Raw genomic sequence first — 24,626 nt, forward strand, 5'->3', positions numbered from 1 at the left:
CCGGCAGGGACGACTCTCAACAATCAAGACTCTAGGATATATTAATTGAAAAATCAAATGATTTTAAGAGTAATATATCCGAACTTATGAGAAAGCCTGCAGTCCCGTAATGGCCCGGCCCAGGATCAGGGCATGCACATCATGGGTGCCTTCATAGGTGTTGACCGCTTCCAGGTTCATCACATGGCGAATGACATGGAATTCGTCGGCAACCCCGTTGCCGCCGTGCATGTCGCGGGCCATACGGGCAATGTCCAGCGCCTTGCCGCAGTTATTGCGCTTGATCAGGGAGATGGCAGGCACACCAAGCTTGCCCTCATCCATCAGGCGCCCGGCCTGCAGGGCGGCGTGAAGGCCGAGCGTGATTTCCGTCTGCATGTCAGCCAGTTTTTTCTGCACCAGCTGGGTTGCCGCCAGCGGCCGGTCAAACTGTATCCTGTCAAGAGTATACTGACGGGCGGCATGCCAGCAGAATTCGGCCGCGCCTATAGCGCCCCAGGCAATCCCGAAGCGGGCCTTGTTCAGGCAGCTGAATGGGCCTTTCAGCCCCTTCACTTCAGGGAATTTGTTTTCTTCCGGTACAAAAACCTCGTCCATCACAATCTCACCGGTGATGGAGGCGCGGAGCGAAAATTTTCCTTCGATTTTCGGCGCGGAAAGGCCTTTCATGCCCTTCTCCAGAATGAAGCCGCGGATATCGCCTTCATCATCCTTGGCCCAGACCACAAACACATCCGCGATCGGAGAGTTGGTGATCCACATTTTGGCGCCACTGAGGGAATAACCGCCATCCACCTTCCGGGCCCGGGTTTTCATGCTGGCCGGGTCGGAACCGGCGTTGGGTTCTGTAAGGCCGAAACAGCCGACATATTCACCGGTCGCCAGTTTGGGCAGGAATTTCTGTTTCTGCTCCTCCGTGCCGAATTCATTGATCGGATGCATGACAAGAGAAGACTGCACGGACATGGCGGAACGGTATCCGCTGTCCACACGCTCCACCTCGCGGGCAACCAGGCCATAGGTGACATAGTTGGTTCCGGCACAGCCGTAGCCGTCAATGGTGCAGCCCAGCAGTCCCAGTTCGCCCAGTTCATTCATGATCTCGCGATGGAAAATCTCGTGCCGGTTGGCTTCCAGAACCCGGGTCATAAGCTTGTCCTGGCAATAGGACCGGGCGCTCTCCATGATCATGCGCTCTTCTTCGGTCAGCGCATCTTCGAATCCCAGCGGATCTTCCCAGTTAAATGAAGGTAGTGATGACATTGTTTTATCTCTCGTTAGTCAGGTATTACTGCTGTTGTTTCAATTTCGATTTTTGCCGCATCCTCGATCAGGGCGACCACCTGGACACAGGCCATGCAGGGGAAAACCTTGCCCAGGACCTCGCGCCAGACGGCACCGATTTCCGCAAGGTTCTCGGTATATTCCTTCTTGTCGGTAATATACCATGTCATGCGGACAATATCCTCAGGCTTTGCCCCGGCTTCCGCCAGAACCGCCTTCGTGCTGATCAGCGCCTGTCTCAACTGACCGATCAGGTCCTTATGCTCAAACTCTTCCCGCTCGTTCCATCCAATGATGCCGGCGGTAAAGATCATCTTTCCCGTCGCCATGATGCCATTGGCGTACCCCTTCGGCCGCGGCCAGCCTTCGGGCTGCAATATTTTTCTCATGTATCAAACTCTCTTATGCTTTATGATCCTGAAGATGCTGTCTGGCAATGACAATTTTCTGAACTTCCGATGCACCTTCGTAAATTCTCAGCGCCCTGATTTCCCGGTAGAGTTCCTCCACCTTCACGCCTTTGGTTACGCCAAGGCCACCGAACAACTGCACCGCCTTGTCAATGACAAGCTGGGCCTGGTCGGTAGCATAGAGCTTGGCCATTGCGGCTTCCCGGGTGACCCGGGTTTTCTTGACATCCTTGACCCAGGCGGAGCGATAGACCAGGAGAGCGGAAGCATCCACATCCAGCGCCATTTCCGCCAGCCTCTCCTGGGCAATGGGCAGATCGGAGAGCGTCGCGCCGAACATCTTGCGACTGACCCCCCGATCCGTCGCCTCGTCCAGGGCCCGGCGGGCAAAACCAAGCGCCGCTGCCCCGACCGTGGTGCGGAAAATATCCAGGGTACCAAGCGCGATCTTCATGCCTTCGTCGTCATTGCCGATCTGACGATCCTCGGCGACCCTGCAATTATCAAAAGACAAGGTCCCCAGCGGATGGGGTGCAATTACCTCAATGCGATCGGTAACGGAAAAGCCTTCACAATCCCTGTCCACGACCACGGCGCTCATCTTTTTGCCGTCCCTGCCGTTACGGGCAAACAGGGTATAGAAGTCGGCGATACCGCCGTTGGAAATCCAGGTTTTTTCCCCGTTGGCGACAAAGCCATCGCCGGAACGTTCCACGTAAGTCTGCATGGCCGCCACATCGGACCCTGCATCTGTTTCCGACAGGGCAAAGGCGGCGATCTTTTTGCCTGTCGCCACATCAGGCAGATAAGCCTGTTTCAGCTCTTCCGAGCCAAAGGTGCTGATGGCGCCTGATCCCAACCCCTGCATGGCAAAGGCAAAATCGGCTAGGCCGGAATGGCGGGCCAGGGTTTCCCGGATCAGGGCAAGTGAACGCACATCCAGTGTTTCGTGGACGCCGCCACAGGCCTTCGGCACGGCATAGCGCAACCAGCCCGCTTCTCCAAGCGCCCGCACCAGCGCGATGCAGGTCTCGTCCACATTTTCATGGGCGCCATCCGCATCAACAATAGCCGGCAGGTTTTCATGGGCCCAGACATCCAGATCGCGGGCCAGAGTCCGGTGATGATCTTCGAAGAAGGGCCAGTCGAGGTAACTTGTATCGGGCATCATCAGTTTCCTTCAAAAACCGGTTTTTCCTTGGCCACAAAAGCGTGATAGGCCCGGGCGAAATCCTCGGTCTGCATGCAGATGGCCTGGGCCTGGGCTTCCGCCTCGATGGCCGTATCCAGGCTCATGTCCCATTCCATGTTCAGCTGGTTTTTGGTGATGCCATTGGCAAAGGTGGGGCCACTGGCCAGGCGTCGCGCCATTTTCATGGCTTCGGCTTCCAGTTCCCCGGCAGGGACCACCTTGTTGAAATAGCCCCAGCGTTCACCCTCCTCGGCACCGAGCGCCCGGCCCGTGAACAGCAACTCGCTGGCCCGGCCCTGGCCGATAATGCGCGGCAGGATGGCGCAGGCCCCCATATCACAGCCGGCAAGCCCGACCCGGTTGAACAGAAATGCCGTCTGTGCATCCGGTGTGGCATAACGGAAATCTGAAGCCATGGCGATGATGGCGCCGGCTCCGGCGCTGATACCGTTGACGGCGGCGATAATCGGTTGCGGACAGCCGCGCATGGCCTTGACCAGATCGCCGGTCATCCGGGTGAATTTCAACAGCCCGGTCATCTCCATCTTGATCAGCGGACCGATGATGTCATGCACATTTCCGCCGGAACAGAAGTTGCCGTCGGTACTGCCAAAGACAATCGCCTTGACCTCGTCAATATAGACCAGTTCCCGGAAGAAATCCCGAAGCTCCGCATAGGATTCGAAAGTCAACGGGTTCTTCTGGGACGGCACATTGAGGGCCACACGGCCAATGCCGTCCTCGAACTGCCAGAGGAAATGTTCGGGTTTGTATGTTTTGGGGTCCAGCGTCATGCCACATCCTTTTCCTTGCTTGTCAGTAACGGCGGCAGCTGGCTCAACAGGTCCTGCAGGGCCGCAAGATCCGCCTCCGACAATTCCTTGAAGGTTTCCCCGATCCAGCTGCGATGTTTGTCCGCCATTTTCCTGAACAGCGCCTCGCCTTCATCGGACAGGGAATAAATCACTACCCGGGCATCATTGGCATCATTGCGCCTAAGCACAAGGCCTTCCTGTATCAGCTTGCCGATCACCTGGGTGGTGTTGCCTTCGCTGACAAAAAGCTGGCGCGACAGCTCCCCTGACCTGAGACCGTTGCGATTGCCCCGTTGCAGGGCGGACAGAATATCAAACCGGGAGATGGAAATGCCGAACTGCGCCCGAAGCTTGGAATCAATATCCTTCTTGATGGTATTGGACGCCCTGAGAAGCGCAAGCCAGGTGCGCAGGGTTTTCATATCCCTATTCATTTCGTTCATACCGGAGTATCCCATAAATATCTGGTGTGCTACAGATAGAAGGCCACTTGATAATCATCCAGCCATCCCGTACAATATGCTATATATTTTAGTATTAAAATAAAATTTGTCAAACTCAATTATTATAGTTATTATTGCTATAGAACAGAGTTATATGGGTGATGCGCCCATTACTTTATAGATAAAATAAATAACATCACAGATAAAATAAATAGCATCGCAGTTCCTCGAGAGACCCGGGGGACAGGAACAAACCAAGGTCCGCCCGCGGGTGGGCTGTACAAACCTAGGATGGGAATGAACTATGACTGACACCAATGTAAATGCTCAGCTGATGAACGCCCTGGCCTCCGGGGCGCTCGAGGTCGTCGACCTGACCGAAACACTGCGGCCGGAATATCCGACCATTCAGTTACCGGAGGAATTCGGACAGGCCTGGGGCTTTAAAAAAGAAGTTATCTCCCGCTATGACGATAAAGGACCGGGCTGGTACTGGCACAATCTCTCTTTCAGTGAACATACCGGGACCCATTTTGATGCCCCCATTCACTGGGTCACCGGCAAGGACCTGCCCAATAACTCCGTCGACACCATGCCGCTCCAGGATTTCATTGCCCCGGTCAATGTCATCGATTGCTCAAAGGAAGTCGCGGCCAATCCCGGCTTTATCCTGACAAAAGATTTTCTGCTGAAATGGGAAGAAGAGAACGGTAAAATCGAACCCGACACATGGATATTCCTACGCTCCGACTGGCGCAAGGTTGCGCCGGCCGGCAACTATACCAACATGCAGGAAGACGGCGCCCATTCCCCCGGCCCGGACACCGAAGCTGTCCTGTTCATGGTGAACGAGCGGAATGTGCTCGGCTTCGGCACCGAATGCGTGGGCACCGATGCGGGACAGGCCTTTGCTTTCGAGCCCCAGTATCCCTGCCATCACTATATGCATGGCGCCGGCAAATACGGCCTGCAGTGCATGACCAACCTCGACCAGTTGCCGGCCAAAGGGGCCGTCATTATCGCCAGTCCGCTGAAAATCGAGGAAGGGTCCGGCAGTCCGCTTCGTGTTATCGCCCTGGTGCCAAAAAAGTAACGCGACTGAAGATAAACAAACAAAAACCGCCCCGGATTATCCGGGGCGGTTTCTTTCTTTGATCGGAATAATCTCAGGCCTGAAGGCTGCGGTACAGGTCGATACCTTCCTGGGCATATCGATTGGACACGTCGATATTGCCGGAGAGCTCGTTCAGGTTATGATTGACATTCGCCACAGCGGTTGCTGCCGTCTGCATATTGGAGGAAATGTCCCGGGTCGCCGCACCCTGTTCCTCAATGGCATCGGCAATACCATTCACATTGCCCTGAAGATCGCCGATGGATGAGCTAATGGCCCCCAGGCGGGACACCACATCGCTGGAAACATTCTGCATCCGGTTGATTTCTCCCGAAATCTGGCCAATGGCGTCGGAGACCTGGTTGGCCAGGTTCTTCACTTCACCGGCCACCACGGCAAACCCCTTGCCAGCCTCGCCGGCGCGGGCGGATTCAATGGTGGCGTTGAGGGCCAGCAAATTGATCTGCGAGGCAATATCCTCAATCAGCACAACGATCCGGTTCATGGCTTCCGCGGCATCGCTCAGTTCCATGGTGGAACTATTGATGGATTCAGTTTCCGTAAAGGTCGTATCCGCCGCCTTCCGGGCGTGAGCGACGCTTTCCGTAATTTCGTGGATCGAGGCATTCAGTTCCTCAGCAGCAGCAGCAACAACCTGCAGCATGGAATCTGTCTGGGTCGAGGCACTGGCCGCAGAACCGGCCTTGACGTTGGCTTCGCCTACTGTTTTGAGAATCTTGTCAAGATTTTCATCGATAATTGTCCCGACGCGTTCCCGCTCCAGCCGGGCCTGGACCCGCTCGGTGATATCGGTGGCAAATTTAACCACCTTGAACGGACGACCTTCCGGGTCAAGAATAGGGTTATAGGTGGCCTGAAGCCAAAGCTCCTTCCCCCCCTTGGCAACACGTTTGTATTCACCAGCCTGAAATACGCCCTGGCTGAGTTCCTTCCAGAAATTCTTGTACTCATCAGTTGATCTATAGCTGGCTTCTACAAACATGCTGTGATGCTTGCCACGAATTTCATCAAGACTATATCCAACAGCGCCAAGGAAATTCTCATTTGCCGTCAGAATGTTGCCGTCCAGATCAAATTCAATTGTCGCCTGCGCCTTGTTCAGGGCCTCGATCTTGCCTTCGAAATCGGCAGTGCGCATTTTCTGTTCTGTGATGTCGTTGGCAAATTTGACCACCCGCACCGGAACACCTTCTTCATCGGTTATGGGATTATAAGTGGCCTGCAGCCAGATTTCCCTGCCGCCGTTGCCGACACGTTTGTATTCGCCATTTTTGAATTGTCCGCTCCGCAGATCATCCCAGAATTGTTTATATTCGGGGCTCTTGCCGTAATTCCCTTCCGCAAACATGCTGTGATGTTTGCCCTGGATTTCCTCCAGACTGTAGCCGACCGTTTTGAGAAAATTTTCGTTGGCTTTGATAATGGTGCCGTCCAGCTCAAATTCAATAATTGCCTGAGCCCGGTCCAGGGCTTTCAACTTGCCAGCCGCATCAATATTGTCGTTCTGTACACTGGTAATATCTGTGGCAAATTTTACCACTTTGATGACTTTACCCATGGCACCCACGACCGGCACGTAACTTGCCCTCAGCCAGATATCCTGGCCATCTTTGCCGACGCGTTTGTAAATGGCAGACTGCTGGTGACCATGCGCCAGATCTTCCCAGAACTTTTTATATTCCGCACTTTCCTCATATCCCGGCTGCACAAACATACTGTGGTGCTGCCCCTTGATCTCGGAGAGCTCATAGCCAACTGTCTTCAGGAACAGGGGGTTGGCCGTCAGAATTACGCCTTCGGGAGTAAATTCGATTACTGCCTGGGATTTTGACAATGCCTCCAATGTCGCGCTTGCGGTACCGTTAGAACCTGTATTTTTTAGCTTATTGAACACCACTTTACTCCAAAACTATTCTATCACTTACTTTCATTATTTATTCTATTTTACGATTATTCGATTGCACGAATATTATAACAAAAGTGTCAATAAAATATTAAGGGTTTGAAACTTTATATAATTCAGTTGTAGATACCACTTCAGCCTGAGCTTAGGACCATGGCAACAGCCACCAGAATTCCCGCCAGCAAGGTGATAAAGCTGTATCTTGCGGGCTCGACTTCTACACGGGGCAACAGGTGACTTGCCCCCACATAGATCAGCGCCCCGGCGGATAGCCCCAGACAATTCCCCAGCACAGTCTCGTCAATCCGGCTGACAAGGGGATAGGAAAGCAGCACCCCGGCCGGGGTGGTGAGTGCTGCGGCAAGAAAAGCCCAGACAAAGGCAGTCCGTGCACCGATATTGCTTCTCCGCAGCAGGACATAGGTGACAATGCCCTCGGGAAATTCATGCAGGATCATGCCGATTGCAGCCAGAATGCCGGTAAAGCTGCTTACCGAGAAAGTTACGCTGTAGACCATCCCGTCAATGAAGGAATGCAGGCCGATGCCAAGCATGGGCACCAGGCCGATTCCATACCGGGCTCGTTGCGGCCTGTCGCAGACATAGGCGGTAATAAACCGGTTGCAGATATGAAGAAACAGGAACCCGGCCAGCAGAAATATCGGCGCCTGGGCCGTCATGCCGATAGCACGGGGAATAAGATGCAGAAAAGACACCGAAATCAGCACGCCCGCGGCGAAGGAGGAAAAATATATGCTGTTGCGGTTTGCCCAGTCTTCAAATCGGCGAATGACCAGCAGCCCGGACGTGGTCACCCCGGCCGCCAGCAGTCCGGCAATAAAAGGAAGCCAGAAAGTCTGGTCTATCATCCGGCAAGGGGGATTTCATGAAGATGAACATCATGGGCGGAATGCCGGGCAAGAATCTCCCGGGCCTTGTCGCCCAATTCGGGTGACCTCAGGTTGACCCACAATAAAAAACCACCATGGTCAAGATGGTCCTGGATATCATCGGCATAGTTCTTTGCGAGCAGTCCGGCAAATATTGTCCCTATTGCCGCCCCCACTGCACCGGCCGCCGCCGCTGCCAGAATCGCTGCCAGAAGTGTCCCGCCTGTGGCCACGGTAATCGCTGTCGCGGAAGTCGCCGCAATATAGAGCGGTGTGCCGATCAATGCCCCTTCGGCATCGCCAACATCTTCCAGAGGGACAAAAACCGTGCGAGGCGCTTCCGGATCATCTTCAGCCTCCTCGACTCGCTGGTATATATGGCCGAGTTTCTCCTCGATGGCTTTGTCGCCTGCAAGAACACTCAGTTCCTGCCGCATGAAGCCATGTTCCTGCAGGTCATCTATGGCCGCCTGCATGCTCCTGACATCATTGAATACACCAACGGCCTCAGAAATGGTTTTTCCCTGCTGTCCTGGCCCGGTCATTGTGTGATCCTTTCAATATTGGAGATTAAGGAGATGATTGTTCAGCCTGTTTTTTCAGATGAGAGAGTGTCTCCATCACTTCCTCCAGCTTGCCTACCGTTTCATAAAGCTTCTGGGGATCCGGCTCTCCCTCTGGCGCAACCGTGGGGCTTTCCTGTTCCAGAATTAAAAACTCCTCCCCGGCAAGCTCAATCCAGTTTTTCATGTGTTCCACAAGCCCGGGACCTTGAGATTCCAACAACTTTTCCGCACTTGCGCTGCCCGCATAGGCACTTTCCGCCCAGGCAAGAAGCTTCAGCAGGTCATCCCTGACTTTCGCCTGTTCAAGCTGGTTTTTGTTCTCGGATAAAATCAAATGAAGTTCGGTCAGGAGCTCTTCCAGATCCCGGACCAAATCCTGATGATGATCATTCGCTGCCATATCCGTCCCCTTTAACCGCATGTATAAATATCACTTTGAAATTCTACAAACAGTCAGTGTATTTGTCCATGCGGTTAAACGGTTATGGCCCGGCGACTCGGATAATGTTCAGTATTTTTTAGAAGTTTACCTTAATTCCGCCAATTGCTGTCCGCGGTTTGCCCGGACGCAGGCCGATAGGGCGGCGGGCAACGGAATAAACCTCGTCAAACAGATTATGCAGGCTGGCGAAAACTTCCACATTTTCCCGAATCAGATAATGGGCGGACAGGTCAACAACGACACGGCCGTCGATTTTCTCATCAGCCGGAATTTCACCACTGCCTGCCTGGGCACGGGAGGCAGAAACATAGTTCATCTGCGCCGTCGCCGAGAAGCGATCATTGGCGACCCCGGCGCTCAGCGTCAGCTGATGCTCGGAGAGATAAGGGAAGTTATCACCATCAACCACATCACCCCAGAAATCGCTGTCAAAGCTGCTGGAGAATTCGGCATCGGTATAGGTGTAGTTGACCTGCAGCGGAACAGTCCAGCCATCCCCTGCATCAATGTCATAACCACCGACCAGTTCCAGACCCAGGATTCGTGCATCACCACCGTTATACTGGTCACCGATTTCGCCAACTTCACAGCCGACGGATGCGGTGCAGGTTCCGAGGATATTGTCGTAATCTGACCAGAAGACCATGGTTTCCAGATAAAGCGCGCCAGCCTTATACACAAAACCGAGCTCCACATTGACGCTGGTTTCCTCAACCGCATCCGGGTTACCCGCACCCGGAGGGTTAAATCCTTTGTACAATCCGCCGGTGACGGTCAGGCTGTCATCAACCTTGTAGCTGACGCCAAGACCGGGGATGAAGGCATCCACTTTGGTTTCTTCACGGTCATTGCGCATACCGCTGCGATCCGCATCGCCAGCGGCCCAGTCGGAACGATTAAGACGGATCGTCTCAAAACGCACCCCCGGTACTATCGTCCAGTTACCGGCTGTGATGGTATCCTGTGCAAAAAAGGCCCAGGCATTTGCGCTGACAAGCCGGTTACCGGCAGAGCCAATGGCATCTTCCGACGCATAAACAAGATCGCCGTCGATCATGGTGAAGCTTTCATGATACTGAAGCCGGTCTTCAAAATCCTCATGATAGCGGAGGGAAAATTCGAAATCATGGGATGCTGCACCGGTCTCGAACGGGATGGCAACCAGGGACTGGATGCCCTTGGCTTCGTAACTGCGGGCATTATGGCGAAGACGGATGGCACCTGCTGCACTGTCAGTCTCCCCTTTCAGCCAGGAAAGTTCTGTTGCGCATTCCACCGGATTGGAGAGGACGTAACTGCCGCTGCCACAGGATGAAACCGTGGCATTACGGATATCCTGGAACTTGAACCAGTCACGCTCGAATTCATTGTAATAGGCAACGGTCACCAGCTCGACACCATCGAAATTCGCTGTATGGGTAATCTGGAACTGCTTGTGATCTGTGTCGATATTATCCAGGGCACTTGCCGCATAACGCTGATAAGGGTCAGTGGCAAAATCGGAATCACTGAGACCCAGGTAGGATTCATTGGAATCACCATCGGTTTTGGAAACCTTGAATTCCAGGGACTGCGGAATCGCGGCATCTGCACTGGAGCTGATACGCAGCTTGCCCAGAATATCGGTCACTTCATAGCCGGTATCACCCCCGTTGGGCAGGGTTTTGAAGCCATCGTTCGCAGAATGGAATATCTCCACCACACCGGAAACATGATCACCGGAGCCGCCAACTGATCCATGCAGGGTATAGAGGCCGTCCTCACCGATGCGGGCATCGGCAAATCCGGAAAATTCTTCCGGGATGGAGCGGCTGACAAGGTTAATCGCCCCGCCCACGGTCCGCGGGCCGAATTTTACAGCCGCGGATCCCTTGCGGACCTCGATGGCTTCCATGCGGGCAGTTGTCGGGAAATAATAGGCTGAGGGGGCTGCATAGGGTGCAGGCGCAATCAGCACACCATCTTCCATTAGTGTAATTTTTGCAGATCGTTCCACACCTGACCCGCGCAGGCCGATATTCGGCCTGAGGCCGTAACCATCTTCTTCCTGAATATTGACACCCGGCACCAGGCGCAGGGTACGGAGAATATCCTCATACTTGAAAACATCCAGATCTTCCTCGCTCAGGCGAAGGGCGGCACCGGGGATTTTTACCCGGTCAGATGTTTTGCCGATAACCTGGATGCGCTCCATGCCGTTGCTTTCATCAAACGTGGCTTCCTCAGCCACCACAGAAGCGGAAAGAGACAAGACCAGGGCAACAGGTGCAACACCCGCATACAAAACAGATTTCATGGGAAGAGTCCTCCAGTAATTAAGTATTATTATTAATTTTGGAAGATCACTAGCATCCTGCATATGCAAATGCAAGTCGTTCTTATAAGAACTTGATATACATCTAATACTCGTGAAGTAAAAAAAGGGAGGTCCCATTGGCACCTCCCGTTAAAATATGCGATCGATTATGGTGTCAGCTATAGACAGCCTGGATGGTGGTATATTCCTTGAGGCCTTCTTCCCCGAACTCCACACCGATGCCGGATTTCTTTACCCCGCCAAAGGGGACATTGGGCTGGATCATACCATGTTTGTTGATCCAGACGCTGCCACATTCCATCCGCAGGGCAATTTCCTTCGCCCTGTCCACATCGGCGGACCAGACGGAACCGCCAAGGCCATTCTCGGACGCGTTGGCCATTTCGATGGCTTCATCAAGACTGCTGAATTTGATGATCGGCAGGGCCGGGCCGAACTGTTCCTCATCGACAATCCGCATGCCGTTCGATACATCGGCAAGCAGGGTCGCGGGATAGAAATAACCCGGCCCTTCCTTGGGATCGGCGCCCAGCAGAACGCGCGCCCCGTTTGCCACCGCATCAGAAACCAGATCGCGAACCTTATTATATTGCATCTCATTCTGCACAGGGCCGAGGGCGGTATTTTCGTCAAGGCCGTTGCCCATGGGCAGATTGGCGGCATAGCCGGTCAGGGCCGCGCAGACATCTTCATAAATGTCCTCATGAACATAAAGACGCTTCAGGGCAGCGCAGGTCTGGCCGCCGTTGATAAAGGCGCCCCAGAACAGCCCCTCGGCGATGGCTTGAGGGTCCACATCCGGTAATACAATACCGGCGTCATTACCGCCCAGTTCCAGGGTCAGGCGCTTCAGGGTCGGTGCGGCACTGGCCATGATCTTGCCGCCGGTGGCGCAGGATCCGGTAAAGACGATCTTCTGAATGCCCGGATGTTCGCTCATCATCTGGCCAAGATCATCCCGGCCACTGATCACATTCAGCACCCCTGGAGGCAGCGACGCAGCCATCAGTTCCACCATGCGCAGGGTGCCGAGCGGCGTATAGGGCGACGGCTTGATCACCACCGTATTGCCGGAGCGAATGGCCGGAACCACATGCCAGATGGCAATCATCAGCGGCCAGTTCCAGGGGGTGATGGACCCCACCACACCGACCGGCTTGCGATGCAGCTCCACATAGCCTTCCTCATTGTCCTGGACAACCTTGACCGGGAGTTCCAGATCGGCGGTATAATGGGTCCAGGCCTGGCACCCGCCAAGCTCGAAACGGGACCCGAGGCCATTGAGCGGCTTGCCCTGCTCTTCAGTAACCAGCTTCGCCAGTTCCTCGGCATGGTCTTCCAGAATTTTGCCCATGCCATGACAGGCCGCCTTGCGCACCTCGTCAGAGGTCTGGCTCCAGCTCTTGAAGGCTTCCGCCGCCGCCGAAACCGCCGCATCCAGCTGCTCCCTGCCCGCCACCGGGCATTTACCCAGTAGCTCACCTGTGGCCGGGTTGAAGATGTCCATATGGCTGTGGCAGGGCACGCTTTTACCATTGATATAAAGATTATATTCCATCGAAGCTTCCCCGGTTTAGAAAGTTGAATCATTTGTGTCACAGCAGGGCCTTGTACAAGCACCCTGCCGCCGAAACGCGCTGTTCCAGCGGAGTCCGGTCATTAAAAATATCACAGAGGGAAAGTCCGGGGCTATGCTACCTAAGCATCAGAAACTGAGACTAAGGTAGCATAGGCGGGGTAAAGTTACGCTGCCGCGGGGACAAGCCAGCCCAGCTTGCGCGCCTGTTCCGCGGCAAGGGCGGGAATATCCCGGGCAATCATGTTCCGGTGCAGAATCTGAACGCCAAGCATGTGGTTGATCATGGCATCCAGCTGAACCAGACGGGCGCGAGGTGTTTTTTCGTCCTCAGCTTCGGCAAGAAGCCGCTGCACCCCGGCACTGTCCAGCACGCCGGCCTCGCGCACAGATTTTTCACTCAGGAAATCGCCGGCAAGCTCCATCATCGCCGACCATTTGTCCTTGTTGACGGTGGCCGGCGGCGCCATGAAAGCGAATTTCTCGCGTTCATAAAGCGTTTTCGGCAACAAGCCTTTCATAGCCTCTTTCAGCACATATTTTTCCCGTCGCCCCTTGATACGGTGCAACGGCGGAATGCGGGTCGCGGCTTCGGCCAGATGGTGATCCAGAAAGGCCGGACGGGCCTCCATGCTATTGGCCATATCCACACGGTCGCCGCCCCAGGTCAGGATCTGTCCTTCCAGCATGGTTTTCGACCACACATATTGCGCCCGGTCCAGGGGATGACGACCGTCCAGCATATTCCGGTCCAGCTTCTCAGCGATCGCCTGGCCCGGCTTGTAAGCGGCAAGATCTTCGCGACGGTCCGCATTCAGCACGGTACGGGCCGTCTCCTCACAGCTCAGCCAGGGCTGCAGACAGCTCGGCGTAAACCCGACCCGGTCCGTCAGATAAGGGTCATCATGCTGTTCGGCGGCCAGCATGGCGCCCTTGAACAGGGCATTGCTTTCCCCAAGCATAGCCTCCCATTTCCGGCGCTCGGAAGCCTCCAGATCGTCCAGGCCATGCAGGAAAAGATCCTGGCGGAAAGAGGGGTAGCCGGCAAACAACTCGTCAGAGCCTTCCCCGGTCACCACCACCTTGTAGCCCACATCACGTACATGCCGGCTCATCAGGAACTTGGCCACCGCCAGGGTATTGTAGACGGTGCGTTCCGTATGCCAGATGGTTTCTTCGAAATGGCCGTAGAGATGGCTGCCGTCAAGGCGCAGGACATCCTGGTCCGCCCCTGTGGCATCCGCCATTTCCCGGGCGATGGGAGTTTCGTCATAGTCCGCATCGGTAAACCCGATGGTAAAGGCCTTGACCGGATTCTGGCGCATGGCGGCAGACAGGCCGAGGATGGAACAACTGTCCACCCCGCCGGACAGATAACATCCGACCGGCACATCGGCTTCAAGACGCAAGCGTACGGCTTCTGTAAGCCCTTCGCGCACCGTCTCGATACTTTCTTCCTCGCTTTTTGGCCCGGAATGGTATCCGGCCTCGGGAAATTCGAAGTCCCAGTAGGGCCGGTCTTCCATCTTGTACCCGGTGCCCTGCCGGCGGAATGTAACCACATGTCCGGGCTTGACCTGGTGAATACCGTCATAGGCCGTGGTGCCGGGCACCATCACCTGCATCAGTTGGTGCAGGACGCCTTCATTGTTAAAGCGGCGCGCCACATCCGGATGGGCCATCACCACCTTGACTTCGGATCCGAACACCACACCGTCATCACTGGCATGATAATAAAGCGGTTTGACCCCGAACCGATCCCGCACCAGATGCAGGGCATCTTCTTTTGCATCATAAAGGGCAAAGGCAAACTCGCCGCGCAGACGCCGCAGTGTTTCCTCCAGCCCGAACCGGGGATAAAGATGCAGAACAATCTCGCTGTCGCTTTTTGTAGTGAAGCGGGCCCCGCGACTTGTCAGGTCGGTGCGGATGCGCTGGTAATCATAAAATTCGCCGTTATGGGCCAGAAGCAGGCTGTCATCCCCGTTACGGAACGGTTGACGTCCCCGGTTTTCGTGCAGATCAATAATGGACAGCCGGGCATGGGAGAAACCCACCCCGCGGCCCTCCATGACTTCAACGCCGAATCCATCCGGACCGCGATGATATTGAATGGCCGCCATATTGGCAAGAATCTGGGGATCAACGGGACGTTCCCTGTCGAAATAAAATACTCCGGCAATGCCGCACATGATATTTTCTGCTCTCTGGCTTTGAGGTTAAATATATTAGTTCGTTACGGAAGCGGAATGTGGTCAGACCACATCCATGACCATTTCAGTGCGCTGCACCATACAGGTCAGCAACGCCATCCGCATGAAAACAGCGCCCCGGGCCTGGGCGAAATACCAGTTGTGGGGCGTATCATCCAGCGAGGTGCATAATTCGTCCCCCCGGGCCAGCGGATGCAGAATGATGGCCGAAGGCTTCAGCGGAGATTTGCTGTTCAGCCTGAGACTATTGCCCATGACCTCGAAATCATCCTTCACCCAGGCAATGGCATTGATATAGACCACATCAAGTCCGGGGAGTTCCTTGTCGAGATTGGTGCTTTCGCGAAGCTTCAGGCCGTCTTCTTCCAAGGATTCCCTCTGCTCCTTGCTGTAAAGTTCCGTGTCCTGCCCGTCGTGGATCACCACAACTTCCTTGAGCATACCCGGGAACCGGGACAGCAGCTTGAGAAGGCTGCGCACGGTGCGCATCCGACGGGGCACGCCAATGATGCCGATGCGGATACGTTCGCGGGACTTTTCTTCCAGCAGCTTGGGCCGCCATTTCAGAATGGTATAAAGATCCGCCATGGCCTGGGTCGGATGTTCATCGGTGCCGTTCCCGGCATTGATGATGGGGATGCGCAGGCTCTGCATCATCTGCATGACAGAATCCTCATTGCTGTCCCTGAGCACCACACAATCACCGTAGTTGTTGAACATCTCGGCCACGTCGGACAGGCTTTCACCCTTGGCGATCCCTGTGGTGGTCCGGTCGGTAATGGACATGATATCACCGCCCAGCCGGTGCCAGGCGCTCTCGAAACTGAGCCTGGTGCGGGTTGACGGTTCATAAAAGGCGCTGATCAGCAGTTTGCCCGACAACGGCTTTATGGGGGCGAGGAACCGGTCCGGGTTGGCTTCATATTTGGCCGCCAGCCGGAACAGCTGCAATAGCTGCTCCCGGTCAAACTGGGCTGCCGAGGCCACATGCCGGTTGGCCAGGCCCTGCAGATGCTCGTGCTCCTCGGTGATCGCCCGCAGCAGATCCCGGGGATGGGCATCGCCGTAAATGTCGGGGCGTTCACGGTCAAAGGAAGCGGCACCTTCGGTGATGGCCTTTTCCGCGCCTACCATAAGGAATTCTCCTTTATGTCACGTAATACAAGATAGATTAGAACCACTGGCGCCACACAGGTCAGCGCCAGGGCGGGCAACACCATTGCCTCGAGTCCTAAGACGGAAATCATTTCTCTTCTCCATTCCCGAGCGGGCCGTTTTCCCCGAGGGTAGTCCAGTCGAAAGTTTCACGGCACGCAAAGGCAAACAGCATGACGGTCATGGATACGGCTGCGGAAACAAGCGCCGCCACATAGAATCCAATCGCAAAATACGCATAAAGGCCGCTGGCGGTCCCGGCAATCATTGCCAGGGTGGCAAGCTTTCCGCCGCCGCGACGATAAAGCAGGCCGATGGTAATCGGCCAGATGGTGCTGGCGACAAAAGCGCCGGTGAAATGCAGCAGCGAGCCCAATGTCGCCAGCCGCGGCAGGCTCATCGCCCAGGTGAACAGGCCGAGCCCCAGAATTATCCAGACGGCCGCCTTGCGAAGTTCCCAATCAGTGGCCTTCGGACGGAAGTGCCCTTTGTAGATATCCTTGACGATCAGGTCGCTTGTTGCTGCCAGTACGCTGTCCAGGCTGGAGGCCAGCGCGGCAAAGACCACCACAAAGACCAGGATCGCCCCGGCAAGTCCGAACAGCTTTCCGGCCACCAGCGGCGCCACCATGTCAGGGGACGGCACATTGATGCCGAGCGCCGGGGCGGCAAGGGCAATAAAGCCAGCAACGATCGGGATCGGCAGCCAGAAAATGCCGGCCATAAGGTAGGCCTTGAAACCCACCCCCTTGGCAAAGGCAAAGGCCCGGGACCACCAGACGTTGGAATGGAAAATTTCCCCGACACCGAAAAACAGGTTATTGAACAGGAACATGATGGACGCCGGCAGCAGCAGGTTCAATAGTTCCGGCCGTTCTTCCTGAAGGCGGCTGTGAATGGCCTCGAAGCCCACTTCATTGATCACCAGAACCGCCAGCACAACAATACCCGCCAAAATCAGAAGGGTCTGCACGAAATCGGTACCGATCACCGCCCGAAGGCCGCCGAAGACGGTATAGAGTGTGCAAATCAGCACAATCACAGTCATGCCGTAAACATAGGGAATACCACTGAGGGCATTGATCAACAGACCCCCGGCCATGCCCAGACTGATCAGCCAGCCGACACTGTAAAACAGGGAAATCAGCAGGAACACCCGCCAGGCAAACGTGCCATAGCGCAGGCGGATAAAATCTCCGCTGGTATAGCCCTGGGGCATCATGTCCCTGATCCGCCGGGCCAGCGGCGCAAAAAGCAACAGGCCGACCGCGCCCAGGGAATAGCCGGCCATGCCCCAGATGCCGAGCTGATAGGCCAGCTGCGGCGCTGTCATGGTGGTATTGCTGGTCACCCAGGTGGCCATGGCCGTGGCTACGGCAAATCCCATGCCCACCTTGCGCCCGGCCAGCATATAATCTTCAAGGCTGTCATTCTTGCGCCCGAGCCACCAGCCGAGCCAGACCCAGAGAAGGGAAAAAGCGCCTATAATAAGCCAGGCGATCCCGGCCGGCATCACTGCATCGGCATTCATCATCAGATATGGCTCCGCCCGCTTTGTATGGAAGAATTCGCGTCTTCAGGACGGCTGCCCCTGATCAGAAGGATCAGAAGAATGGCAAAGATCACTGCACCGCCACCAAAAAAGGCCAGCGCCTGGGTCAAGGGATGGTGGTGAACGGTAATGGTCAATCCATTATCCGCCGGCGCCGGTGCCCCGTCCGAGATCAGCCGGAACTGATAACGGCCGTCCGCCAGTCCGCTCAGGGTCGTGGCCCGGTCACCGCCCGCATAAAGGGAGCGCCAGCCGTCTTTTGTTTTCAGGTCGAGCTGAAAAGACAGGCCTGCCGCCTCCGGCCAGGACAGGGTCACATAGCCCGCAGAAAGGCCATCATCGGCAACACGAAGTGTGCCAGCCGTAAGTGTCGAGAGTGATGCCAGGTAGAAGAATGCTATAGTTATAACACGAATAATCATAAAAGATTTCGTTGTGTCGTCGGGAACGACCAAATGCTCCTTTTATCGTCAGCATTCCAGATTTATTGGCGGGCGGAAGGCCCGTTTTCAAGTCCACATCATACGGACTTATAAATTGAATTCAAATATTTTGTTCTGAAATATCCTGTGCCATAATCTGCCGTTGAACCTTCAGATCAATGTCACAGGACGTGTAGTCGATGCCCAATGTTTGCGTGGAACGTATTGAAAAGGACCTGCTTGCACTTTCCAAGTTCGGCTTCAATGAACAGGACCGCGGCATCTACCGGCAGGGATTCACCGACGCCGACATGGACGCCAGACGATGGCTGATGGATATTTTCCGGTCTCTGGACATGGAGACACATATGGACGGCGCCGGCAATGTAATCGGCCGTCTGGGACCGAAAGACAAACCCTGCGTCATGGTCGGCTCCCATCTGGATTCCGTGCCGGCCGGTGGCATATTTGACGGCGCCCTGGGCGTCATGGCCGGTGTGGAATGCATTCGTGTCATCCAGGAAAATAACATTCACATTGACTACCCCATCGAGATTGTTGCCACCAGCGAGGAAGAAGGCCGCTTCGGCGGCATGCTGGGCGCCCAGGCCATTTCGGGAAATGTAACCCTCGCCTGGCTGGAGAGCGCCAGGGATTCCAGCGGTGAGTTACTCAAGGATGCCATGGCCCGTCACGGCTTTGACTATCATGAAGTCATGCACGCCCATCGCCCCCCGGAAGAAATCAGGGCCTTTCTGGAACTGCACGTGGAACAGGGCCCTGTGCTGGAAACCAAACGCACGTCGATCGGTATCGTCGAGGGAATATCCGGCGTGTTCAAATGGTTCGTACGCCTGATCGGCAAGGCAGACCATGCCGGTACCGCCCCCATGGACATGCGCAGTGACGCCTTTCTGGGACTGGCTGACTTTACCCATGAAATCCAGCGCATCATTGACGAGGAAGGCACTGATAAATCACGGATCACCATCGGCTTCGTGGAACTGAAACCCGGCTTTCCCCATACGGTTCCGGGGGAAGTGGACTTCACCATCGTCGGCCGCGACCTGGATCCTGACGTCATGAAAGCGCTGGCCAATGCCTGTCGCCGGGTGCTGTCCTCCATTGCCCGCAAACACGGCCTGATGTTCGAATATGAACAGATGAGCTGGCTGGAACCGAAATACTGCAGCAGCCGGGTGGTGGACGTTATAAGGGACAGGGCCGAAGGGCGCGGCTACAGCCACATGCTGATGCCGTCCGGCGCCGGACATGACGCCCAGTTCATGACGGAAATCACCGAAACCGGCCTGATCTTTGTGCCCAGCGTCAATGGCGTCAGCCACGCCCCCGATGAATGGACTCACTGGACCGATGTGGAACGTGGCTCCAACCTGCTTTTGGACAGCCTTGTCGTTCTGGCAACAGACTAGAGGGACAATCAGTCCCCGCCATCAAGCGGTAGTGTGACAAGCCGGAGCGAGGGATCTGTCGGCTCCGGGTGAACAAAGAAGCCAATCTCGCGACACATGTTCAGCATGGTCTCGTTCTCGACCGCCACCTGCCCCCACAGTTCGCCGATTTTTTCCGCCTTTGCATATTCGATCAACCGCTGCATCAACGCCCAGCCAATGCCGTGCCCCTTGACGTCGCTGCGGGTGATGACGGCATACTCGGCACGCAGGTTATCAGGGTCGCTGGCCAGGCGGGAAATCCCCAGCATCTCGTTCGAATCCGGGTCAATAGCGATAAACGCCATGGCGCGGGCATAGTCTATCTGGGTCAGCCGGGCGATGAATTCATGCTGCAGCTTGCGCATGGGAACAAACAGCCTGAGCCTGATGTCCTCGGGATCGGTCTTTTCCATAAAGGTATCATAGAAGCGCTCGTCCTCTGGCCGTATCGGCCGGATCAGAACGGTACGCCCTTCGGGCAGGGCCTCCCGTCTTTCCCATTCGGAAGGATAGGGCCGGATCGCAAGGCGCGGATTAAGCTTGCCTTCAGGACAGGCTGCGCCGGTGGCAACGATGCGGGCATCCAGGGCAATAACCCCCTTTTCATCGGCCAGCAGGGGATTGATATCCAGCTCGGTAATTTCCGGTAACTCCGCAACCATCTGTGAAATGCGCACCAGGGTCAGGGCAATGGCCGAGATATCCGCTGACGGCCTGTCCCGGTATCCCTTCAGCAGTCTGAAAATCCGGGTGTCCTCCATCAGGTCGCGGGCCAGCTTCAGGTCCAGCGGCGGCAACGCCATGGCAGTATCCCGGAGAACCTCCACCGCCGTCCCCCCGGCGCCAAACATGATGAGGGGACCAAAGGTGGCATCTTCGCTGACGCCGATCAGCAACTCGTGCGCCCCCGGCCGGTGAATCATGGGCTGGACTGTGAACCCTTCGATATGTGCTTCCGGCAGCGCCCTGCCGATAGAGGCCAGCATCTCCCCGGCCGCCGTTCGGGCCTCGGCCGCACCAGCAAGCCCCAGCCGGACCCCGCCCACATCCGATTTGTGGGAAATATCACGGGACAGGATCTTGATCGCCACCTCTCCCCCTTCTGCTGACAGAAGGGCTTTTGCCGCCTTTTCCACCTCTTCCGGGGAGGCCGCAATAACCGTTTCAACCGTCGGCACCCCATAGGCCTTCAGTACGGCCTTGGCTTCCGGCTCGGTCAGCAGATCGCGTCCTTCCTTCCGCGCCCGGTCAATGACTTTGCGGGCGGCGGCGGGATCGGTCTGGAAACCTTCGGGCAGGCTCGGCGGCGTCTGCATCAGCGCCTGCTGGTCCCGGGCATGACGAACCAGATAGCTGAAGCCCCTGACCGCGTCCTCGGGTGTCTTGAAAGTGGGATAGCCCTCCCGGGCAAACAGGGCCCTGGCGTCATGGGCGGCACCGTCCCCGAGCCAGGCTGTCAGAACAGCCTTGGGGTGAACAGACTTGCGATTATTCCGATCGATGCTTTCCAGGGTCGCCTTTGCAGCCTCTGTGCCCGAAGCCAGGGCCGTCGGACAGTTGATCACCAGCACCGCATCAACCTCCGGATCTTCCAGCACGATTTCCATGGCGTCTTCATAGCGTTGCGGTCCGGCATCACCGATGATATCCACCGGATTACCTTTCGACCAGGCGGCCGGCAGAACCGCATCAAGCCGGGTGATCGTCTCCTCGGCAAGACTGGCCAGTGTGCCGCCAAAGTCGATCAGCCGGTCAACGGCCAGCACACCGGCGCCGCCGCCGTTGGTGACAATGGCCAGCCGGGCGCCATGCACCCGCCTCAGGTGACTGAGAATTTCTGCCGCATCGAACAGATCCTCCAGATCCGTCACCCGCAATATACCGGCCCGGCGAAAAGCCGCATTATAGGCGGCATCGGACCCGGCCAGGGCACCGGTATGGGAATGGGCGGCCTTGGCGGCCGCCTCGTGACGGCCAGACTTGATGACAATGACCGGCTTGACCCGGGCTGCGGAACGGGCGGCGGACATAAATTTGCGGGCATCGGTCACCTGCTCCAGATACATGAGAATGGCGCGGGTGCGGGTATCTGCGGCCAGATAGTCCAGCATGTCCCCGAGATCCACGTCGGCCATGTCGCCCATGGACACCATGGCGGAAAATCCCTTGCCGGCATCTTTGGACCAGTCGAGGATGGCGCTGATAATGGCCCCGGACTGGGACAGCAGGGCAAGCTCCCCCTTCAGCGGCGAGGCATGGGCAAAACTGGCGTTCAGTCCGGCCGCCGGCACCATCAGACCGAAACAGTTCGGCCCGACGATCCGCAAACCATAGGGCCGGGCCGCCTCCAGCATGGCCTGTGTCAGACCCTGTTCACGAAACCCGGCTGTGATGACGACAGCCGCCCTTGTACCCTTTTTCCCAAGTGCAGAGATGACATCGGGGACATGTTGCGGGGGGATGGCAATCACCGCCAGGTCGGGAATGCCGGGCAAACTGTCCGTGTCCGCATAACAAGGCATGCCGTCGATCTCGCTGTGACCGGGATTGACGAGCCAGACCGGGCCCGGGAAGCTCTCTTTAAGGTTATCCATAACCGTTCGCCCGATAGACCCTTCCCGACCGCTGGCGCCAAAAAGCGCTACCGAAGCGGGAGAGAATAGTTTCTCAAGATTTCGTATGGACATCGCCGGGTCATATCCTTGCATGGATTATTGCTCTGCACAATTTCGAAAAGTCTACACGAAAAAACAGTCCTTTAACAGATGCTATAAAAAATTCATATTTCCGCCGGGCGGTTTCAGAGCTCACAAACCAGAAGACAGGCATTAAAAAAACACTTTTTTATCAAATAGTTATGTAAAATATACCCGGTTCTCAAACCCCGCTACAGACAGAATATATTAGTTCGAACAAATTCTGTTGCAGCGCAGCATATTATGCTATACTCCCTGCCTGTACGGGCATTATCAATGCCCGGTTCACTAGCGGAAAGATGTTTGAAATGGCAGGAAAGTCCCTTGTAAAGAAAGAAGCCGCCCCTCCTCCCGTCCCGCCGACACGGCCGATGGGTCAGCTCTATACCCGCCCGGAAGGTCAGGAAGCTGCGCCGGAACATCCGCTGGCGGATGCCTTTGACCGGACCATCCACGCCATGGTCGCCCGCTCCACCATGGGGCTGTCCCCCATGGCCCTGACGGATGCCTGGCTGGACTGGGCCGTCCACCTCGCCTTTTCGCCTGGCAAGCAGGCGGAACTGGTCCACAAGGCCGCCCGCAAAACGGGAAAACTGAGCGCCCATGTTGCCAAATGCGCCCTCAACAGAGAAGAAGATCACGAGCCCTGCATCGAGCCCCTGCCCCAGGACAAACGCTTTTCCGGAGACGCCTGGCAGAAGTGGCCTTACAACATGATGTATCAGTCTTTCCTGCTGAACCAGCAGTGGTGGCACAATGCCACCACCGGTGTGCGGGGGGTCACCAGGCAACATGAAAATGTGCTGGAATTCGCCAGCCGTCAGTTGCTCGATATTTTTTCACCATCAAATTTTCTCTGGACCAACCCCGAGGTGATCGAACAGACCTGGGAAGAAAAAGGAATGAATCTGGTCCGGGGCTTCCAGAATTATCTGGAAGACCTGATCGACATAAATGACGGAAAAGACCGCAAGACAGAAAACTACAAGGTCGGCAGGGATGTCGCCATAACACCGGGTAATGTGGTCTTTCGCAACCGGCTTATCGAACTGATCCAGTATGAACCGTCCACGAAAACCGTGCGCCCGGAACCGATTTTGATCGTTCCGGCCTGGATCATGAAATATTATATTCTGGACCTCAGTCCCCATAATTCACTGGTCAAGTACCTGACGGATCAGGGGTATACCGTATTCATGATTTCCTGGAAAAACCCGGATGAAAACGACAGAAACCTGGGGATGGAGGATTACCGCCAGCTGGGGATCATGGCGGCGCTTGACGCCATTTCAGCCATTCTTCCGGACAGAAAAATTCATGCGGCGGGTTACTGCCTTGGGGGCACCCTCCTGTCCATCGCCTCAGCCGCCATGGCCCGGGACGGTGACGACAGGCTGGGCTCGATGACCCTGCTTGCCGCCCAGACCGACTTTACCGAGGCCGGGGAGCTGAATCTGTTCATCAACGAAAGCGAACTCACTTTCCTCGAGGATATGATGTGGGAAAAAGGCTATCTGGATACGCATCAGATGGCCGGCGCCTTTCAGATCCTGCGGTCCAACGACCTGGTCTGGTCGCGCATGGTTGGCGAATATCTGATGGGCAAGCGTAATTCAACCAACGACCTGATGGCCTGGAACGCGGACGCCACCCGCATGCCCTACCGGATGCACAGCGAATATCTGCGCCAGCTGTTCCTGAATAACGATTTTGCCGCCGGGCGTTACCGGGTTGGCGACAAGCCTGTCGCCTTCAGCGATATCAGGGTACCTATTTTCTCCGTCGGTACCCAGTGGGATCACGTGGCGCCGTGGCGTTCCGTCTACAAGGTCCATCAGCTTGCCGATACGGAAGTTACCTTCCTGCTCACCAGCGGCGGCCACAATGCGGGCATTGTCTCCGAAATCGGCCGCCCGAACCGTTTCTACCAGATTGCCACAAAGGGGGCTGACGATCAGTATCATGACCCCGACAGCTGGGTCCAGGATGTCCCCTTCCATGAAGGGTCCTGGTGGCCGGCCTGGATCGACTGGCTTGATGAGCATTCCAGCGAGCCCGTGCCCCCGCCGACCATGGGCGCCACCGGCATCGTCCTGCCGCTGATCGACAAGGCGCCCGGGCAATATGTCCTGCAGGACTAGATAATTCCTTCATAAAAAAA

General features: G+C 56.0%; 19 protein-coding genes. 3 read left to right on the forward strand and 16 right to left on the reverse strand.

Annotated features, from left to right (window positions below):
- Positions 1 to 84: 84 nt before the first annotated feature.
- Genes ACN0YD_RS13465 through ACN0YD_RS13485 form a run of 5 tightly spaced genes read right to left on the reverse strand, consistent with a single transcriptional unit; the run spans position 85 to position 4,144 of the window.
- Positions 85 to 1,263, reverse strand: coding sequence for an acyl-CoA dehydrogenase (locus tag ACN0YD_RS13465; protein WP_417320622.1), 1,179 nt, complete (start codon positions 1,261 to 1,263; stop codon positions 85 to 87).
- A gap of 14 nt (positions 1,264 to 1,277) precedes the next feature.
- Complete coding sequence (locus tag ACN0YD_RS13470; protein ID WP_417320624.1) at positions 1,278 to 1,673, reverse strand: RidA family protein; 396 nt, start codon at positions 1,671 to 1,673, stop codon at positions 1,278 to 1,280.
- A 13-nt stretch (positions 1,674 to 1,686) separates the two neighbouring features.
- The gene (locus tag ACN0YD_RS13475) at positions 1,687 to 2,862 is read right to left on the reverse strand and encodes an acyl-CoA dehydrogenase family protein (protein WP_417320749.1); all 1,176 of its coding nucleotides are present in this window, start codon (positions 2,860 to 2,862) and stop codon (positions 1,687 to 1,689) included.
- 2 nt (positions 2,863 to 2,864) lie between these two features.
- A complete protein-coding gene (locus ACN0YD_RS13480) occupies positions 2,865 to 3,680 on the reverse strand; it encodes an enoyl-CoA hydratase family protein (RefSeq protein ID WP_417320626.1) in 816 nt (271 codons plus the stop codon).
- Positions 3,677 to 4,144: a MarR family winged helix-turn-helix transcriptional regulator gene (locus tag ACN0YD_RS13485; protein WP_417320627.1), complete on the reverse strand. Its 468-nt coding sequence runs from the start codon at positions 4,142 to 4,144 to the stop codon at positions 3,677 to 3,679. The genes ACN0YD_RS13480 and ACN0YD_RS13485 overlap by 4 nt, the downstream gene beginning before the upstream one ends.
- 304 nt (positions 4,145 to 4,448) lie before the next feature.
- On the opposite strand from ACN0YD_RS13485, the gene ACN0YD_RS13490 reads away from it, so the two are divergent.
- Positions 4,449 to 5,237 carry a cyclase family protein gene (locus ACN0YD_RS13490; protein ID WP_417320629.1) on the forward strand — a complete coding sequence of 263 codons (789 nt, stop codon included), beginning with the start codon at positions 4,449 to 4,451 and terminating at the stop codon, positions 5,235 to 5,237.
- A gap of 73 nt (positions 5,238 to 5,310) precedes the next feature.
- Here ACN0YD_RS13490 and ACN0YD_RS13495 read toward each other — a convergent pair whose 3' ends face one another.
- The 10 genes from ACN0YD_RS13495 to ACN0YD_RS13540 all read right to left on the reverse strand — a co-directional run bounded on the left by ACN0YD_RS13495 (position 5,311) and on the right by ACN0YD_RS13540 (position 18,315).
- Complete coding sequence (locus tag ACN0YD_RS13495; RefSeq protein ID WP_417320631.1) at positions 5,311 to 7,173, reverse strand: methyl-accepting chemotaxis protein; 1,863 nt, start codon at positions 7,171 to 7,173, stop codon at positions 5,311 to 5,313.
- Positions 7,174 to 7,316: 143 nt separating this feature from the next.
- Positions 7,317 to 8,051: a ZIP family metal transporter gene (locus tag ACN0YD_RS13500; protein ID WP_417320633.1), complete on the reverse strand. Its 735-nt coding sequence runs from the start codon at positions 8,049 to 8,051 to the stop codon at positions 7,317 to 7,319.
- A complete protein-coding gene (locus tag ACN0YD_RS13505) occupies positions 8,048 to 8,617 on the reverse strand; it encodes a hypothetical protein (protein WP_417320635.1) in 570 nt (189 codons plus the stop codon). The genes ACN0YD_RS13500 and ACN0YD_RS13505 overlap by 4 nt, the downstream gene beginning before the upstream one ends.
- A 25-nt stretch (positions 8,618 to 8,642) precedes the next feature.
- Positions 8,643 to 9,038 (reverse strand): hypothetical protein, encoded by a 396-nt coding sequence (locus ACN0YD_RS13510; protein ID WP_417320637.1) that lies wholly within the window; start codon positions 9,036 to 9,038, stop codon positions 8,643 to 8,645.
- Between the two features lie 118 nt (positions 9,039 to 9,156).
- Positions 9,157 to 11,376: a TonB-dependent receptor family protein gene (locus ACN0YD_RS13515; RefSeq protein WP_417320639.1), complete on the reverse strand. Its 2,220-nt coding sequence runs from the start codon at positions 11,374 to 11,376 to the stop codon at positions 9,157 to 9,159.
- Between the two features lie 175 nt (positions 11,377 to 11,551).
- Positions 11,552 to 12,955, reverse strand: coding sequence for an aldehyde dehydrogenase family protein (locus tag ACN0YD_RS13520; protein WP_417320641.1), 1,404 nt, complete (start codon positions 12,953 to 12,955; stop codon positions 11,552 to 11,554).
- Positions 12,956 to 13,140: 185 nt separating this feature from the next.
- A complete protein-coding gene (asnB, locus tag ACN0YD_RS13525) occupies positions 13,141 to 15,165 on the reverse strand; it encodes an asparagine synthase (glutamine-hydrolyzing) (RefSeq protein WP_417320643.1) in 2,025 nt (674 codons plus the stop codon).
- Between the two features lie 63 nt (positions 15,166 to 15,228).
- Positions 15,229 to 16,320 (reverse strand): aspartate/ornithine carbamoyltransferase family protein, encoded by a 1,092-nt coding sequence (locus tag ACN0YD_RS13530; RefSeq protein WP_417320645.1) that lies wholly within the window; start codon positions 16,318 to 16,320, stop codon positions 15,229 to 15,231.
- Between the two features lie 109 nt (positions 16,321 to 16,429).
- Positions 16,430 to 17,875, reverse strand: coding sequence for a sodium:solute symporter family protein (locus tag ACN0YD_RS13535; protein ID WP_417320647.1), 1,446 nt, complete (start codon positions 17,873 to 17,875; stop codon positions 16,430 to 16,432).
- Complete coding sequence (locus ACN0YD_RS13540; RefSeq protein ID WP_417320649.1) at positions 17,875 to 18,315, reverse strand: hypothetical protein; 441 nt, start codon at positions 18,313 to 18,315, stop codon at positions 17,875 to 17,877. Before ACN0YD_RS13540 ends, ACN0YD_RS13535 begins: the two co-directional genes overlap by 1 nt.
- 200 nt (positions 18,316 to 18,515) lie before the next feature.
- On the opposite strand from ACN0YD_RS13540, the gene ACN0YD_RS13545 reads away from it, so the two are divergent.
- A complete protein-coding gene (locus ACN0YD_RS13545) occupies positions 18,516 to 19,748 on the forward strand; it encodes a Zn-dependent hydrolase (protein ID WP_417320650.1) in 1,233 nt (410 codons plus the stop codon).
- Between the two features lie 8 nt (positions 19,749 to 19,756).
- Here the strand turns inward: ACN0YD_RS13545 and ACN0YD_RS13550 are convergent, their stop codons facing one another.
- Complete coding sequence (locus ACN0YD_RS13550; RefSeq protein ID WP_417320652.1) at positions 19,757 to 22,456, reverse strand: bifunctional acetate--CoA ligase family protein/GNAT family N-acetyltransferase; 2,700 nt, start codon at positions 22,454 to 22,456, stop codon at positions 19,757 to 19,759.
- 317 nt (positions 22,457 to 22,773) lie between these two features.
- Here ACN0YD_RS13550 and ACN0YD_RS13555 point away from each other — a divergent pair, with 317 nt between their 5' ends.
- A complete protein-coding gene (locus ACN0YD_RS13555; protein WP_417320653.1) occupies positions 22,774 to 24,606 on the forward strand; it encodes a PHA/PHB synthase family protein in 1,833 nt (610 codons plus the stop codon).
- The last annotated feature ends 20 nt before the right edge of the window (positions 24,607 to 24,626 follow it).

It is taken from the genome of Emcibacter sp. (genome assembly GCF_048269205.1).
In the GTDB taxonomy this organism is placed as follows: domain Bacteria; phylum Pseudomonadota; class Alphaproteobacteria; order Sphingomonadales; family Emcibacteraceae; genus Emcibacter.

Bases quoted from the DNA above. Each gene is read 5' to 3' on its own strand.
- ACN0YD_RS13465 (WP_417320622.1), bottom strand. From the start codon at position 1,263: ATGTCATCACTACCTTCATTTAACTGGGAAGATCCGCTGGGATTCGAA.
- ACN0YD_RS13470 (WP_417320624.1), bottom strand. From the start codon at position 1,673: ATGAGAAAAATATTGCAGCCCGAAGGCTGGCCGCGGCCGAAGGGGTAC.
- ACN0YD_RS13475 (WP_417320749.1), bottom strand. From the start codon at position 2,862: ATGCCCGATACAAGTTACCTCGACTGGCCCTTCTTCGAAGATCATCAC.
- ACN0YD_RS13480 (WP_417320626.1), bottom strand. From the start codon at position 3,680: ATGACGCTGGACCCCAAAACATACAAACCCGAACATTTCCTCTGGCAG.
- ACN0YD_RS13485 (WP_417320627.1), bottom strand. From the start codon at position 4,144: ATGAACGAAATGAATAGGGATATGAAAACCCTGCGCACCTGGCTTGCG.
- ACN0YD_RS13490 (WP_417320629.1), top strand. From the start codon at position 4,449: ATGACTGACACCAATGTAAATGCTCAGCTGATGAACGCCCTGGCCTCC.
- ACN0YD_RS13500 (WP_417320633.1), bottom strand. From the start codon at position 8,051: ATGATAGACCAGACTTTCTGGCTTCCTTTTATTGCCGGACTGCTGGCG.
- ACN0YD_RS13505 (WP_417320635.1), bottom strand. From the start codon at position 8,617: ATGACCGGGCCAGGACAGCAGGGAAAAACCATTTCTGAGGCCGTTGGT.
- ACN0YD_RS13510 (WP_417320637.1), bottom strand. From the start codon at position 9,038: ATGGCAGCGAATGATCATCATCAGGATTTGGTCCGGGATCTGGAAGAG.
- ACN0YD_RS13515 (WP_417320639.1), bottom strand. From the start codon at position 11,376: ATGAAATCTGTTTTGTATGCGGGTGTTGCACCTGTTGCCCTGGTCTTG.
- ACN0YD_RS13520 (WP_417320641.1), bottom strand. From the start codon at position 12,955: ATGGAATATAATCTTTATATCAATGGTAAAAGCGTGCCCTGCCACAGC.
- asnB (WP_417320643.1), bottom strand. From the start codon at position 15,165: ATGTGCGGCATTGCCGGAGTATTTTATTTCGACAGGGAACGTCCCGTT.
- ACN0YD_RS13530 (WP_417320645.1), bottom strand. From the start codon at position 16,320: ATGGTAGGCGCGGAAAAGGCCATCACCGAAGGTGCCGCTTCCTTTGAC.
- ACN0YD_RS13535 (WP_417320647.1), bottom strand. From the start codon at position 17,875: ATGATGAATGCCGATGCAGTGATGCCGGCCGGGATCGCCTGGCTTATT.
- ACN0YD_RS13540 (WP_417320649.1), bottom strand. From the start codon at position 18,315: ATGATTATTCGTGTTATAACTATAGCATTCTTCTACCTGGCATCACTC.
- ACN0YD_RS13545 (WP_417320650.1), top strand. From the start codon at position 18,516: ATGCCCAATGTTTGCGTGGAACGTATTGAAAAGGACCTGCTTGCACTT.
- ACN0YD_RS13550 (WP_417320652.1), bottom strand. From the start codon at position 22,456: ATGTCCATACGAAATCTTGAGAAACTATTCTCTCCCGCTTCGGTAGCG.
- ACN0YD_RS13555 (WP_417320653.1), top strand. From the start codon at position 22,774: ATGGCAGGAAAGTCCCTTGTAAAGAAAGAAGCCGCCCCTCCTCCCGTC.